Below are 13,876 nucleotides of genomic sequence, written 5' to 3'. Positions count from 1 at the left end.
TGCCGAAACGCCGATCGGGAATTAGCGGCAGACGTATCGAAGCGGCGACTGAAATGGTGCCCCTAGCCGGGATCGAACCAGCACTCCTTGCGGAACTCGATTTTGAGTCGAGCGCGTCTACCAATTCCGCCATAGGGGCTCAGGCCGGGCGGCCTGGATGGCGCGGACTATACGGTTGGAGGCCTGTTCGTCAACTGGCCTGTTGCCGATAGCCTGCGGAGCCGCGACCAAACCGCCCCTTTCGGTTTCCTGCGGGCACTGCCATTGTGCGGCGCGGAAAATCTTTCTAGACAGGCGTCGTGTCGAAGCGCCTGGCGTCCGGAAGAAGGAACGCGGCGCGCTTCGGGTCTTGGTTTCACGCATGCACCTGTTTCATCCATGCCCCTGGTTTTCTGCCTGCCCTTATGCCGGCCACGCCGTGCATGTGGGCGCCGTGCGGTAGGCATTTACGACATTAGGAGAGCCGATGCTTCGCGGACTGTACGACTGGACCTTGTCGCTGGCGGCGCGCAAATCCGCCGAATGGTGGCTGGCCTTCATCGCCTTCGTCGAGAGTTCCGTGTTCCTGGTGCCGGCCGACGTGCTCTATCTGCCGATGGCACTGTCGCGGCCTGATCGCGCCTATCGCTATGCGCTGATCGCCACCGTCGCCTCCGTGCTGGGCGGCATCGCCGGCTGGTTCATCGGCCACTACGCCTACGACGCGCTGGCGCGGCCCATCCTCGAATTCTACGGCAAGTATGACGAGTTCGAGGCGCTGCGCGTCTCTTCGGGCATCGGCTTCATCATCTTGATGCTGATCACCTCGGGCGCCGCCCATCTGCCGCCGATCAAGGTGGTGACGATCCTTTCGGGGGTCATCGGCGTCAATCTTTTGCTGTTCATCGCACTGGCAATCGTGGCGCGCGGCGGGCGCTTCCTGCTTCTGGCCTGGCTGCTGCGCCGCTATGGCGAGCCGATCCGCGAGTTCATCGAAAAGCGCCTCGGCCTGATCGCGGGTGCGGCGGCAGCCGCCCTGATTTTGCTCTATATCCTGGTCAAATACGCCTTCTGATTCATGTCGCCCAAACCGCGCGGCGGCGTGGCGACATGGACCACAAGACCGGGCGAGCGGCGAACATAACGGACGAAAGACCCCATGACTGCGACCATGACTGCCAACACCGGACGCCAGCGGACCATGACGGCCCTGTTCCTTGCCGTAGCCATGGCCGCCACTGTCGGCTCCGCGCTCGCCTTCCAGTACATTGGCGGCTACATCCCTTGCCATCTCTGCCTGGAACAGCGCACGCCCTACTATATCGGCGTGCCGCTGATGCTGCTGGCGCTGCTTGCATCGGCGCTGCACGCGCCGGCATGGGTGGTGCGCGGCTTGCTGGCCATCGGCGGCCTGCTGATGCTCTATGGGCTGTATCTCGGCATCTATCACGCCGGCGTGGAGTGGGCCTGGTGGCAGGGCCCGGCCGATTGCACCGCGGGCGGAGGCCCGGTCGACACCGGCGGCAAAGGCGTGCTCGACGCGCTCGACAAATTCGTGCCCCCCTCCTGCGACAAGGCCGCGCTTCGCATCCTCGGCCTGTCGCTCGCCGGCTGGAACGCCATCGCCAGCCTTGTCCTCGCGGCCGTGGCCTTCCGCAGCGCTCTTTCGCGCGACTGAGTTCAACCGAACGGCACGACAAGAGTTCGAGCAGAAATCCGGCGGGCCGAGTCGGATAGCGCGGCTTTCGACGTCCGAGCCAGGTCGACCCCCACTCCGTCTCGGCTTCGCCGAGCCACCTCTCCCCCGATCGACGGGGGAGAGGAATGGCGCGAACCTATTGCCTCAGGCTCCTTTCCTCTCCCTCCGGAGGGGGGAGAGGTGGCGCTGCGAAGCAGCGACGGAGTGGGGGAAGCCGGTCCTCAAAACGCGAAGCCGCTGATAAGTGAGCGCGGCCGAGCTGGTCCGATATCAGGGTATGTCAGACTATCATGGAGACAATCGCTTCAGACGGCCAGCGTCCCGAATTCTCGGACGATCTCAGGGTTCGAGTTCGACATCCCAGTACAGATAATCCATCCAGCTTTCATGCAGATGGTTGGGCGGGAACAGACGGCCGTTATTGTGCAGGTCGTGCACCGTCGGCTGGTAGGGCTTCTGCAACGGCCACATCTTGGCATGGGCCGGCATCATGCCACCTTTCCTGAGATTGCAGGGGGAACAGGCGGCCACGACATTCTCCCACGTCGTAGCACCCCCGCGGTGGCGGGGGATGACGTGATCGAAGGTCAGATCGTCGGGCGTGCCGCAATATTGGCACTGGAAGCGGTCACGCAGGAAGACATTGAAGCGTGTGAAGGCGGGATGCCGCGACGGCTTCACATAGGCCTTCAGGCTGACGACGCTCGGCAGCTTCATCGAGAAGGTCGGCGAGGACACCGCGTGCTCGTATTCGGCGACGATGTTCACCCGTTCGAGGAACACCGCCTTGATGGCGTCCTGCCACGACCAGAGCGACAGGGGGTAATAGCTGAGCGGACGGTAATCCGCATTCAGCACCAGCGCTGGAAGCCCATCCGGAGATACGGCAACCGTCACGTCGTTGGCCTCCTTGGTTCTCTAACCTGAATGGCGCGGATACTGTAAGCCCGACATGACAGGGATGTGAAGCGGATTGTCACGCGTCCGAAGGCACAAAAAAACGAGATTTTGATGCTTTTTCGCGCTTTCAGGCAGGGGGTGCGGCATCCCTGCCCTTCAATTCGCGATAATAGGACCAGAAAAGCCGCGATGCGACACCTCTCCATGGGCTCCATGATTCGGCGAGTTGGATCAGTGTTTTCTCCTGCGGACGCGGGTCGATGCCGAGCGCATGGCCGACGGCGGTCTGGAGCGCGACATCGCGCGCCGGGAAGATGTCGGGATGGCCTGCGGCGAACAGCAGATACACCTGCGCCGTCCACGGACCGATACCGGGCACGGCCGTCATGGTCGTGATTGCCTCGCCGGCGTCAAGCGAACACAAATGACGAAGATCGAGGCCGTCCGCCACCGCCTGGGCGGCGGCGAGGAGGCCGCGTTGCTTGGGTCGCGACAGGCCCGCCTCGCGAAACATGTCCTCGCCGGCGGCAAGGATCGCCAGCGGCGTCAACGGGTCGACCAGTTTCGTCAGCCGGCCGAAGATCGCATCGGCGCTGGCGCGCGACACCTGCTGCGAGACGATAATCGAGGCAAGGCTCGAGAATCCCGGTTGGGACAGCCGTAGCGGCACCTCGCCCGCCATGCGGCGGATCTTTTCCAGCCTTGGGTCGATCGCGCAAAGCGCGTCGAGTCCCCGGGCGATGTCGTCCAATGTGGCGATACGTTGCATGCTTTCTTGTCCCTGAACCGGCCGCACGGTAGCAATTGGCAAAACCGCCGCACAACCCGATTGCCGCTCAAGAGATGACACTCCTGACATTCCGTTTCGCGCCCAGTCCCAATGGCGAACTGCATCTCGGCCATGCCTTTTCGGCGCTGCTCAACCAGAAACTGACGCGAGCGGTCGGCGGCCGCCTGCTGCTGCGCATCGAGGATATCGACACCACGCGCTGCTCGCCGGAATTCGAGGCGGGCATCTTTGCCGACCTGAAATGGCTCGGTCTTGCCTGGGAACAGCCTGTACGACGGCAATCCGAGCACTTCGCCTGTTATGAGACGGTGCTTGACCGGCTGATCCGGGAGGACCTCGTCTATCCCGCCTTCATGAGCAGAAGCGAAATCGGGGCTTTCATCGCCGACAGCGAAAAGCGCGACTGGCCGCGCGATCCCGACGGCGTGCCGGTCTATCCCGCCGTCGACAAGGCTCTGCCGGCGAAGGAACGCCGGCGCCGCATTGCCGAGGGCGCTCCCTTCGCCTGGCGGCTGGATGTCGATGCGGCGATGGCACGCGTCGGCAAGGATTTGTCATGGAACGAATTTTCAGACGAATCGCTTTCCGCGACGCGCGTCGTCGAGGCCCGCCCGCGCGATTGGGGCGACGTGATCGTGGCGCGCCGCGAAATCCCGATCAGCTATCATCTCGCCGTCGTGGTCGACGATGCGCTGCAGGGCGTCAGCCATGTCGTGCGCGGCCAGGATCTTTATTCCGCCACCGGGGTACAGCGGCTGCTTCAGGAACTGCTTGGCCTGCCGCAGCCAGCCTATTTCCATCACCGGCTGATCCTGGGACCCGACGGGCGCAAGCTGTCGAAAAGCCTGAAGGACACCGGCCTTGCCGTCTTGCGCGAAGCGGGCGTGTCGGCTCACGATGTCAGGCGGATGGTCGGTCTCTGACGCAGGCGAAGGCCGAAGAGACAGCTTGCAGAAAAGGCGGCTGGTTGAATTCCGGTGATGCATGGATCAATCGTTTCGTTTTGCGCGCCGGCTTGAACCGGACTAGAGCTTCGCCACGGCTCAATTCTCATCAAGCGCGGTCCCCGGAAAATGCACAGCGTCAAGCGGCTCATCCCCGCCACTTTCGTCGTCCTGTGGGCGACCGGCTTCATCGGCGCCCGCTATGCCATGCCGTGGGCCGAACCGTTTACGTTCCTGGCTGCGCGCTTCGTCCTGGCGACGGCGTTGTTCGCCGGCCTGGTGGTCGTGCTTGGCTCCAAGAGAGCCTCCCGCGAAGAGGCATTGCACGCCACCGGGGCCGGCATTCTGATGCATGGCGTCTATCTCGGCGCGGTCTTCTGGGCTATCCACAGGGGCATGCCCGCCGGGCTGTCGGCGCTGATTGTCGGCCTGCAGCCGCTGATCACGGCGGTGCTCGCCGGCAAGTTTCTCGGCGAGGCGATCCTGCCGCGCCATTGGGCCGGCCTCGCGGTCGGCCTGGCCGGCGTCGTCATCGTGCTCTGGCCAAAGCTCGGCGCGCTCGGCGGCGGCGTGACGTCAGCCACGTTGACGGCTTCGCTCGTCTCGGTGCTCGGCATGAGCGCTGGCACGATATGGCAGAAGCGTTTTGCTTCCGGCGGCGACCTCGTCGCCGCGACCATGTGGCAATATGTCGGCGGCGCTTCGGTGATGATCCTGGCTTCACTGGCCTTCGAGACCCACACGGTCGTCATCAACGGCGAATTGATCTTCGCCATGGCCTGGCTGGTGCTGGTGCTGTCGATCGGCGCCATCTTCCTTCTGATGGTGATGATCCGCGACGGCGAGATGTCGAAGGTCGCTTCGCTGTTCTATCTGGTGCCGGCGGTGACGGCCGTCATCGCCTGGGCCTTGTTCGACGAGCAGCTCAACGCGCTTCAGATTGCCGGCATGGCGATCACGACCTTCGGTGTCGGTCTGGCAACGGCGCGGCAGACCAAGGGAAGAATTGTAGAAATGAGGAATTGAGGAATTGAGGAAAATGGTGCCATCTGGCGCTGGGGGCTTCTTCTTCAATTCTCCAATTCTCCAATTCTCCAGTTCTTCAATTCAGCCGGTCATCCCACCCGCGCGCGTGCCTCGAGATAGCGGCTGATTGCTGCGTTGAGTTCGCCGCCGAGAATGAAGATCGCGGACACGATGTAGAGAAAGACCACCGCGATCATGATCGAGGCAAGCCCGGCATAGGTCGTCACATAGGACGAGAAATGGTCGAGATAGGTGGCGAAAATGGTCGAGCCGATCAGCCATGCGGCGAGCGTGAAGACGATGCCGGGGATCAGCGAGACGAAACGGCGCTTGCCGGCCGGCAGCCAGTAATGCACTGAAAACAGACCGCCGACGATGACGGTCGAGGCGATGACGTAGCGCCACAGCGTGATGGTGCCCGTATAGGGTTTTATCCACTCGAAATGCGCCTCGGCCAGCCGCGCCAGCAATGGCGCGAAGACCAGGAGCACGCTGATCGCCAGGAAGCCTGCCGTGGCGATCAGCACGAAGAAGATGCTCTGCACGCGGCGATAGATGATGCCGCGCGTCTCGGTGACGCGATAGGCCCGGTTGAGCGAGGTGCGCAGCGCCTCGATGCCGTTCGAGGCGAAATAGGCGGCCAGCAGCACGCCGTAGGTGAGCAGATCCGATCGTCGCACGGTGAGCACGTTCAGCACCTCTCGCGCGATCGGTTTGGCGATTTGTTCCGGCCAGGTGTCGAAGACCAGGTGCACGGCCGTGTCGGCGAAGGCTTGCGCGCCGAGGAAGCTCGCCAGCGTGGTGGCGAAGATCAGGAACGGAAACAGCGCCATCAGCGAGGTGATTGCCAGATGGCTGGCCATCGCCCAGCCGTCATCGGTGTTGAAATGACCGATCGCGTCGTAGAGCACGCGGCGCAGGGCGACGATATTCCGCAACAAGAACCGCGCTCCCCTTCGATTGTCTCGACGCCGCGAATATGGGAAGGGAATGCGGCAAATGGCAACCCTTGGTCATAAGACGAATCCGTCGGCACGCGCGTTGCGCGTCATCATCGTCACCGGCGCGTCGTCCGGCATAGGCGCTTATTGCGCGCGGGCGCTCAAGGCGGAAGGCTGGCGGGTGTTCGCCACGGCGCGCAAGCCCGAAGACATCGCGGCCCTGGAAAAGGAGGGCATCGAGGCGTTCTATCTGGACTATCGCGAACCTGCCTCCATCGAGGCGGCTGCGGCTTCAGTGCTGGAGCGGACCGGCGGCAGGATCGATGCTCTGTTCAACAATGGCGCCTATGCGCAAGCGGGCGCGGTCGAGGATCTGCCGGTGGCCGCCTTGCGCGAGCAGTTCGAGGCCAATTTCTTCGGCTGGCACGACCTGACCCGCCGGCTCGTGCCGGTGATGCGCCGCCAGGGCGGTGGCCGGATCGTTCATTGCTCGTCGATCCTTGGCCTGGTGCCGGTACGTTTTCGCGGCGCCTATTCGGCATCCAAACGCTTTGGAGGCGCTGATGCTCTGTCAACGCCAGGAATTGGCCGGCAGCGGCGTGCATGTCTCGCTGATCGAGCCGGGGCCGGTGAAATCGAAGATCGCCAGCAATGGCCTCGCCTGGTTTCTCAGGAATATCGACCATGAGAATTCCGTGCACCGCGCGGACTATGAGGCGCAGTTGGAACGGATGCGCACCGGCGGCAGCCAATCGGCGCTGAAGCCCGGGCCGGAAGTGGTCCACAAGGCGCTTCGCCATGCACTTCTGTCGCGGCGCCCGCGCCCGCACTATGTGGTAACAGTGCCGGCCAAGGTCGGCGCCACGCTCAAACGCATCCTGCCGGCATCGATGCTTTACCGCCTGCTCGCCAAACGCGCCTGAACAAGAAAAGGACTGGAAACGCAAAATGGCATCCGTCTTCAACATCCTTGCCATCCTGGTCATGGTCGCCGTGGTGATCGTGCTGGTCCGGGGCCTGATCAACATGATGCGCGGCGGTTCCGGCATGACCTCCAACAAGCTGATGCAGACGCGCGTCGTGCTGCAGGCCGTGGCGCTGGCGCTGATCCTGCTGGCCGTGTATTTCACCCGCAAATGAGGACACCGGCCGTTCGGGAGGCGACGTGGTCAAGCTCAACAAGATCTACACCCGCACCGGCGACAACGGCACCACCGGGCTCGGCACGGGTGAGCGGCGGCTGAAGTCCGATCTCAGGGTGGACGCCTACGGCACTGTCGACGAAGCCAACGCCTGCATTGGCATGGCTCGTGTTCACACCGCCCCAAGCCACCCGGCGATTGACGCCATGCTTGCCCGCATCCAGAACGATCTCTTCGACCTCGGCGCCGATCTGGCTGTGCCCGACGACGGCAAGCCGCTCGGCTACGAACCGCTGCGCATCATTGCCGCGCAGACCGAGCGCGTCGAACACGACATCGATCTCCTCAACAACGACCTCCAGCCGCTCAAATCCTTCGTGCTGAACGGCGGCACGCCGGCCGCCGCTGCGCTCCATCTCGCCCGCACGGTGGCGCGGCGGGCCGAGCGGCTGATGGTGGCGCTCGCACAGCATCCTGGTGAGCACGTCAACCGCGACGGGCTGAAATACATCAACCGCGTCTCCGATTTCCTGTTCGTCGCCGCCAGGGCGGTCAATGACAATGGAAATGCCGACGTGTTATGGGTTCCTGGCAAGAACCGCTGAACTATGCCAAGGCGGGAGAGGCCAGGCACCTATGTTCATCCCGCTCTACGACACCAACAGGCTGCGGCACATCAGGCTGCAATATGTGACGATCGCCCTGATCCTGGCCAACGCGCTGGTCTATTGCGCCACCGCGCTCGGGGGCGAGAATTTCACCAATGCCGCCGTGCTCGGCCTCGGCTTCATCCCCTCCGTGGTGCATGACACGGCAGAGCTCGACCCGCGCTTTATCGTCATTCCCGAAAGCCTGAGCTATCTCACTTACTCATTCCTGCATGCCGACATTTTCCACCTTGGCGGCAACATGCTGTTCCTGTGGGTGTTCGGCGACAATGTCGAGGACGCGCTCGGCCATATCCGCTATCTCATCTTCTACCTCCTGTGCGCCATCGCCGGAGCCGCCTTCCAGGGCCTCATCGCGTGGGACTCGCAGGTGCCGCTGATCGGCGCCTCCGGCGCCATCGCCGGCGTGGTCGTCGCCTACCTGATCCTCTATCCCAGGGTGAAGGTCTGGGTGCTGGCCTTTGCCCGCATTCCGCTGCGCATCCCGGCCTTCATCCCGCTCCTCCTGTGGGTGCTGTTCCAGATCGTCATGTTCGCCGCCGGTGGCGAGGACCAGATTTCCTGGGCCTGCCACATAGGCGGCATCATCGCCGGCGCCGTGCTGGTGCTCGTGCTGCGCAGCCGCGGCGTGCCGCTTTTTGCGGGCGCGGACGAAGAGGCCGCACCCGCCGACCAGCCCGCCATCGCCGTAGATCCGGCCGTAAACGAGCCGATTGCCGCGCAGCCCGTGCCACGCTGGGGTCGGGGAAGTGCCCCCGGCCCCGACTGAACCGATTGAGTGAATTGCCCGACGCCGTGGCATATTGACGTGCGGGTTCGCCGCAACTACGGAAGCGTTTCCGCCCGCCTTTGGCGGTTGAAGAGCAGAATTTCCATCCGGAATGTCGGCTTTCGACAACTCTGACAGGGTTCACGCTGGTATAGCGCGCCCCAACTATCTCAAGAGAGGTGACAGGAAAATGAAGATCCTTGTGCCCGTAAAGCGGGTTGTGGATGCGAATGTGAAGGTTCGCGTCAAGGCTGACGGTTCGGCGGTGGAATTGGCCAACGTCAAGATGGCGATGAACCCATTCGACGAGATCGCGGTGGAAGAGGCGATCCGGCTCAAGGAAGCCGGCAAGGCCGAAGAGATCATCGTCGTGTCGATCGGCCCGCAGCAGGCGCAGGAGACGCTTCGCACCGCGCTCGCCATGGGCGCCGACCGCGCCATCCTGGTCAAGACCGACGAGCAGACAGAGCCACTGGGCGTCGCCAAGGTGCTGAAGGGCGTGGTCGAGGCCGAGCAGCCCGGCCTTGTCATCCTCGGCAAGCAGGCGATCGACGATGATTCCAACCAGACCGGCCAGATGCTCGCAGCCCTTCTCGGCTGGGCGCAGGGCACGTTTGCTTCCAAGGTGGTGCTGGAGGGCGACAAGGCCAGGGTGACGCGCGAGGTCGACGGCGGCCTGCAGACGGTTGAGCTGAAGATGCCGGCGATCGTCACTGCCGACCTTCGCCTCAACCAGCCGCGCTATGCATCGCTGCCCAACATCATGAAGGCCAAGAAGAAGCCGCTCGACGAGAAGAGCCCGGCCGACTACGGCGCTGACGTCAAGCCGCGGCTGAAGGTCATCAAGACCGAAGAGCCGGGCGGCCGCAAGGCGGGCGTCAAGGTCAAGAGCGTCGCCGAGCTCATCGACAAGCTGAAGAACGAAGCCGGCGTGCTCTGAGATCGGAAGGAACAGATAAATGACCATTCTCCTCATCGCCGAACACGACAACGCAACCCTTTCCGACCAGACCGCCAAGGCGCTGTCGGCCGCGCTGCAGATCGGCTCGGACGTGCATGTGCTGGTGGCCGGCAAGAACGCCAAGGGCGCAGCTGATGCCGCCGCCAAGCTGAAGGGCGTGAGCAAGGTGCTGCTGGCCGAAGCCGACGAGCTTGCCGAGCGTCTCGCCGAGCCGACCGCGGCGCTCGTCGTGTCGCTGGCCGGCTCCTATGACACCATCGTCGCGCCGGCAACCTCGTCGGGCAAGAACGTCGCGCCGCGCGTAGCCGCTTTGCTCGACGTGGCGCAGGTCTCCGAGATCATCGAAGTGGTCTCGCCGGACACCTTCAAGCGGCCGATCTATGCCGGCAACGCCATCCAGACGGTACAGTCGACCGATGCCAAGAAGGTCATTACCGTGCGCACCGCCTCCTTCCAGGCGGCGCCCGAGGGCGGTTCGGCCGCTGTCGAAACCGTCAGCGCTGCGGCCAATCCTGGCCTCTCCTCCTTCGTCGAAAACAAGCTATCGGAGACCGATCGTCCGGAACTGACGTCGGCCAAGATCATCATCTCGGGCGGCCGCGCGCTCGGCTCCTCGGAGAAGTTCCAGGAGGTCATCCTGCCGGTCGCCGACAAGCTCGGCGCTGCCGTCGGCGCATCCCGCGCCGCCGTCGATGCCGGTTATGCGCCGAATGACTGGCAGGTCGGCCAGACCGGCAAGGTCGTCGCCCCCGACCTCTACATCGCCGTCGGCATCTCCGGCGCCATCCAGCACCTCGCCGGCATGAAGGATTCGAAGATCATCGTCGCCATCAACAAGGACGAGGAAGCGCCGATCTTCCAGGTTGCCGACTATGGCCTCGTCGGCGATCTGTTCGTTGTCCTGCCGGAGTTGCAGAAGGCGCTTTGACGCCCTGCCGCAAAGCGTATTAAATTGTGAGGGGTGGGGTAGACGAAGTCGCCCCACCCTTTTAGTTTGCACCGCACAAAAAGCAGGCCGCAAAGGCCTTTTTCGACGGGATCGGTGTAATGAGCAAGATCGAAACGATCGGCATCATCGGCGCGGGCCAGATGGGCGGCGGCATCGCCCATGTCTCCGCACTTTCGGGCTACAAGGTGCTGATCTACGATATATCGCCCGACCGTATCGAGAAGGGCATCGCCACTGTCAGCGGCAACATGGCCCGCCAGGTGGGGTCCGGCAAGCTCGACGAGAAGCTCCGCAACCAGGCGATGGCGCGCATCGCGGCGGCGCCATCCATGGCCGATCTCGCCGGTGCCGACCTGGTCATCGAGGCAGCGACCGAGGACGAGACGGTCAAGCGCAAGATCTACGCCCAGCTTTGTCCGCAGCTCAATCCCGAGGCCATACTGGCGACCAATACCTCGTCGATCTCGATCACGCGGCTAGCCGCGCAGACCGACCGCCCCGAGCGCTTTATCGGCATCCACTTCATGAATCCGGTTCCCCTGATGAAGCTGGTCGAACTGGTGCGCGGCATCGCCACCGAGGACCAGACCTTCGAGGCGGCGAAGACCTATGTGAAGCAGCTCGACAAGACGATCACGGTCTCGGAGGATTTTCCGGCCTTCATCGTGAACCGCATCCTTTTGCCGATGATCAACGAAGCGATTTACACGCTTTATGAAGGCGTCGGCACGGTCGATGCGATCGACACCGCCATGCGGCTCGGCGCCAACCATCCGATGGGGCCGCTGCAGCTGGCCGATTTCATCGGCCTGGACACCTGCCTGTCAATCATGCAGGTGCTGCATGACGGCCTGTCGGATTCGAAGTACCGCCCCTGCCCGTTGCTGGTCAAATATGTCGAGGCCGGCTGGCTCGGCCGCAAGACCGGCCGCGGCTTCTACGATTATCGCGGCGAGCATCCGGTTCCGACACGCTGACCCGCCAGACTGATCACGGCCTGGCCGCGCGGGTTTACGACGCGGCGGCCAGGGGCGTGGGCGTCTCGATTTCGACCCTGTCGTCCTTCGCATCGGTCTCCGGCGCCATGGACACGCATCCGCGACCGGCAGCCTTGGCCACGTAGCAGGCGGCGTCTGCCCTGGCGATGATCTCGTCGACCGCGCCGCAATCTGCGTTGATAGGAGCCAGTCCGATGCTGGCGCCGATCGAATGAGGACGGCCTTCCCAGGTGAAGTCGAGGCCCTGTATCGCATCGATGATGGATCGCGCCGCGATTCTGGCCCCGGCAGCCGAGCCCGACTTCAGAATGACCGCGAATTCGTCGCCGCCCAGACGCGCGACCATGTCCTGCGGACCAAGCACGCCACGCACGGCCTCGGCAACGCGCTTGAGCAATGCGTCTCCCGCCGCGTGGCCGCCTGTGTCGTTGACCAGTTTGAAATGATCGAGGTCGATGAACATGAACTGATGTCCGATCCCCTCCTTGCGGGCCTGATCGACCAGTTCTTCCATGGCGCGGATGAAACTCGCGCGGTTGGCAAGGCCGGTCAGCGCATCATGCGCGGCGGCGTGGGCAAGCTGGCGCTGCAGCGCCCGCGCATCGGTGAAGTCCTGAAAGACGATGACCAGTCCGCAGAATTCGTTGCGTTCGTTCATGATCGGCGACACGACCTGCCGGATGCTGCAGCGCGTCTCGTCGCGCCGGATGAGGACGGCGCGGCTGTTCTGGTCATCGGCTCCCTGGCCGCCGATCGCAGGCCGCGCCACGCCGATCCTGTGGCCGGTCTCCTCGTCGACCGCCCAATAGACATGGCCGAGCGTCTTGCCGAGGGCATCATTGCAAGAGACACCGGTCAGCTTTTCGGCGACAGGATTCATGAAGGTGACGCGGTTGGCGGCATCGGTGCAGATGACGGCATCGCCGATCGACTGGAGCGTCACTTTGAGGCGCTCCTTTTCGTCGGCCAGCATGGCCGCCGACACGGCGAGGCGCTCCTCCGCCTGCTTGCGCCGGGTGATGTCGGTCAGGCTGCCTATCGCCCTGATCAGCCGCCCCTCTTCGTCGCGCTCGATCGCCTTGCCGCGGTCGAGGAACCAGAGCCAGCGGCCATCCTTGTGGCGCATCCTGAATTCGGCCTCGAAGAACGGCGTGCGGCCTTCGAGATGGGCGCGGTCCGCCTCGGCCACGGCTTCGCGATCGTCGGGATGTATCATCGCCAGCCAGTGATCGGGGTCACCGTCGAGTTCCCCGTCGGCATAACCCAGCATCTTGACCCAGGTCGAGGAATAGTTGGTGCCGCCCCTGCGCTTGTCGAAGTCCCAGACGCCCTGGCCGGCGCCGGCCAACGCAAAGTTCCAGCGCGTTTCGGCTTCGGCGATCCGCGCCTCGGCCTGTTTGCGCGCATCGATGTCCTCTATCTGCGAGACGAGATACAGCGGCCGGCCGCTATTCCCGTCGCGAATGACGGAGCCGGCCAGCCGGGCCCAGACGGGCGTGCCGTCCTTCTTGAGATAGCGCTTCTCGAAATGAAAGGAATCGATCTTGCCGGCCTTCAGGTCTTCCATCGTCTCCCGCCCGATCTCCAGATCGTCGGCATGCGTGAGCTGGAAGAAGGTCAACGCCTCGATCTCGTCGCGGCGGTAGTCGAGCATGGCAGCGAAAGCCGGGTTGGCCTCAAGAATGCGCCCGTCGAGGCCGACGATGGCGACGCCGATGGAGGAATCCTCCATGGCACGGCGGAAGCGCTGCTCGCTCTCGGCGATCTGGCGGCGGTCCTTGCGGATGACGCGCGCGAACATGCAGGCCAGGAGAAGTGCGCCGGCTGCCACACCGACCGACGCCTGCACACATAATTCGAGCGTCTCGGCGCCGGGATCCAGCCGCGACAGCAGGATCGATGCCGTCATCGCCGCTGTCCCGCCCACGAGCAGAGCCAACCCCGCACGTCTGTGCGGCGCCGGCCCGATGATCCTTCGCATTGCCACGATTTGTACCACCCCGTGGGCAATCGCATTTCCCGTGAAAATCCTGACGGATCGATTTTAAGGAAAGGTTGCGTCGGGTATCGGCGATGCCGCCGGCCGGCAAACATTTGCCGGCATGATTAA

14 protein-coding genes, 1 tRNA gene and 1 pseudogene are annotated in these 13,876 nt (G+C 63.7%); 11 read left to right on the top strand and 5 right to left on the bottom strand.

Annotation, left to right across the window (positions count from 1 at the left end):
- Window positions 1-54 precede the first annotated feature (54 nt).
- A tRNA-Leu gene (locus tag LB547_RS28000) sits at window positions 55-139 on the bottom strand.
- A 327-nt stretch (window positions 140-466) separates the two neighbouring features.
- Between LB547_RS28000 and LB547_RS27995 the strand changes: the two genes are divergently transcribed.
- Both LB547_RS27995 and LB547_RS27990 read left to right on the top strand, forming a co-directional pair.
- Window positions 467-1,054 carry a YqaA family protein gene (locus LB547_RS27995; RefSeq protein ID WP_140500881.1) on the top strand — a complete coding sequence of 196 codons (588 nt, stop codon included), beginning with the start codon at window positions 467-469 and terminating at the stop codon, window positions 1,052-1,054.
- 84 nt (window positions 1,055-1,138) lie between these two features.
- On the top strand, window positions 1,139-1,657 hold the full coding sequence (locus LB547_RS27990; protein WP_140513858.1) for a disulfide bond formation protein B: 519 nt from the start codon (window positions 1,139-1,141) through the stop codon (window positions 1,655-1,657).
- 360 nt (window positions 1,658-2,017) lie between these two features.
- On the opposite strand, the gene LB547_RS27985 is transcribed toward LB547_RS27990, so the two are convergent.
- Together LB547_RS27985 and LB547_RS27980 are read right to left on the bottom strand one after the other, a co-directional pair.
- The gene (locus LB547_RS27985) at window positions 2,018-2,575 is read right to left on the bottom strand and encodes an HNH endonuclease (protein ID WP_023677956.1); all 558 of its coding nucleotides are present in this window, start codon (window positions 2,573-2,575) and stop codon (window positions 2,018-2,020) included.
- Window positions 2,576-2,705: 130 nt separating this feature from the next.
- A complete protein-coding gene (locus LB547_RS27980) occupies window positions 2,706-3,347 on the bottom strand; it encodes a DNA-3-methyladenine glycosylase family protein (RefSeq protein WP_140763210.1) in 642 nt (213 codons plus the stop codon).
- A 74-nt stretch (window positions 3,348-3,421) separates the two neighbouring features.
- Here LB547_RS27980 and gluQRS point away from each other — a divergent pair, with 74 nt between their 5' ends.
- Both gluQRS and LB547_RS27970 read left to right on the top strand, forming a co-directional pair.
- A complete protein-coding gene (gene gluQRS / locus LB547_RS27975) occupies window positions 3,422-4,291 on the top strand; it encodes a tRNA glutamyl-Q(34) synthetase GluQRS (protein ID WP_140763208.1) in 870 nt (289 codons plus the stop codon).
- 150 nt (window positions 4,292-4,441) lie between these two features.
- The gene (locus LB547_RS27970) at window positions 4,442-5,338 is read left to right on the top strand and encodes a DMT family transporter (protein ID WP_140558139.1); all 897 of its coding nucleotides are present in this window, start codon (window positions 4,442-4,444) and stop codon (window positions 5,336-5,338) included.
- An 89-nt stretch (window positions 5,339-5,427) separates the two neighbouring features.
- Here the strand turns inward: LB547_RS27970 and LB547_RS27965 are convergent, their stop codons facing one another.
- On the bottom strand, window positions 5,428-6,279 hold the full coding sequence (locus LB547_RS27965; RefSeq protein WP_140500876.1) for a YihY/virulence factor BrkB family protein: 852 nt from the start codon (window positions 6,277-6,279) through the stop codon (window positions 5,428-5,430).
- Window positions 6,280-6,337: 58 nt separating this feature from the next.
- On the opposite strand from LB547_RS27965, the pseudogene LB547_RS27960 reads away from it, so the two are divergent.
- From LB547_RS27960 to LB547_RS27930, 7 genes and pseudogenes are all read left to right on the top strand, one after another.
- A pseudogene (locus LB547_RS27960) lies at window positions 6,338-7,202 on the top strand (SDR family oxidoreductase).
- A gap of 25 nt (window positions 7,203-7,227) precedes the next feature.
- Window positions 7,228-7,419: a twin transmembrane helix small protein gene (locus LB547_RS27955; RefSeq protein ID WP_140500874.1), complete on the top strand. Its 192-nt coding sequence runs from the start codon at window positions 7,228-7,230 to the stop codon at window positions 7,417-7,419.
- Window positions 7,420-7,444: 25 nt separating this feature from the next.
- On the top strand, window positions 7,445-8,026 hold the full coding sequence (locus tag LB547_RS27950; RefSeq protein ID WP_140500873.1) for a cob(I)yrinic acid a,c-diamide adenosyltransferase: 582 nt from the start codon (window positions 7,445-7,447) through the stop codon (window positions 8,024-8,026).
- Between the two features lie 31 nt (window positions 8,027-8,057).
- The gene (locus tag LB547_RS27945; RefSeq protein WP_140500872.1) at window positions 8,058-8,858 is read left to right on the top strand and encodes a rhomboid family intramembrane serine protease; all 801 of its coding nucleotides are present in this window, start codon (window positions 8,058-8,060) and stop codon (window positions 8,856-8,858) included.
- Window positions 8,859-9,048: 190 nt separating this feature from the next.
- Entirely contained in the window at window positions 9,049-9,798 is a 750-nt protein-coding gene (locus LB547_RS27940) for an electron transfer flavoprotein subunit beta/FixA family protein (RefSeq protein ID WP_140525441.1), read from the top strand.
- Between the two features lie 19 nt (window positions 9,799-9,817).
- On the top strand, window positions 9,818-10,747 hold the full coding sequence (locus LB547_RS27935) for an electron transfer flavoprotein subunit alpha/FixB family protein (RefSeq protein WP_140763206.1): 930 nt from the start codon (window positions 9,818-9,820) through the stop codon (window positions 10,745-10,747).
- 119 nt (window positions 10,748-10,866) lie between these two features.
- Window positions 10,867-11,745 (top strand): 3-hydroxybutyryl-CoA dehydrogenase, encoded by an 879-nt coding sequence (locus LB547_RS27930; RefSeq protein WP_140500869.1) that lies wholly within the window; start codon window positions 10,867-10,869, stop codon window positions 11,743-11,745.
- Between the two features lie 34 nt (window positions 11,746-11,779).
- Here LB547_RS27930 and LB547_RS27925 read toward each other — a convergent pair whose 3' ends face one another.
- Entirely contained in the window at window positions 11,780-13,675 is a 1,896-nt protein-coding gene (locus LB547_RS27925; protein ID WP_224655978.1) for a PAS domain S-box protein, read from the bottom strand.
- Window positions 13,676-13,876 lie beyond the last annotated feature (201 nt).

Source organism: Mesorhizobium sp. B264B1B (assembly GCF_020165765.1).
Classification (GTDB): Bacteria; Pseudomonadota; Alphaproteobacteria; order Rhizobiales; family Rhizobiaceae; genus Mesorhizobium.
Note: the sequence above shows the minus strand (reverse complement) of the source record. Positions and strands in the feature narration are given on the sequence as shown.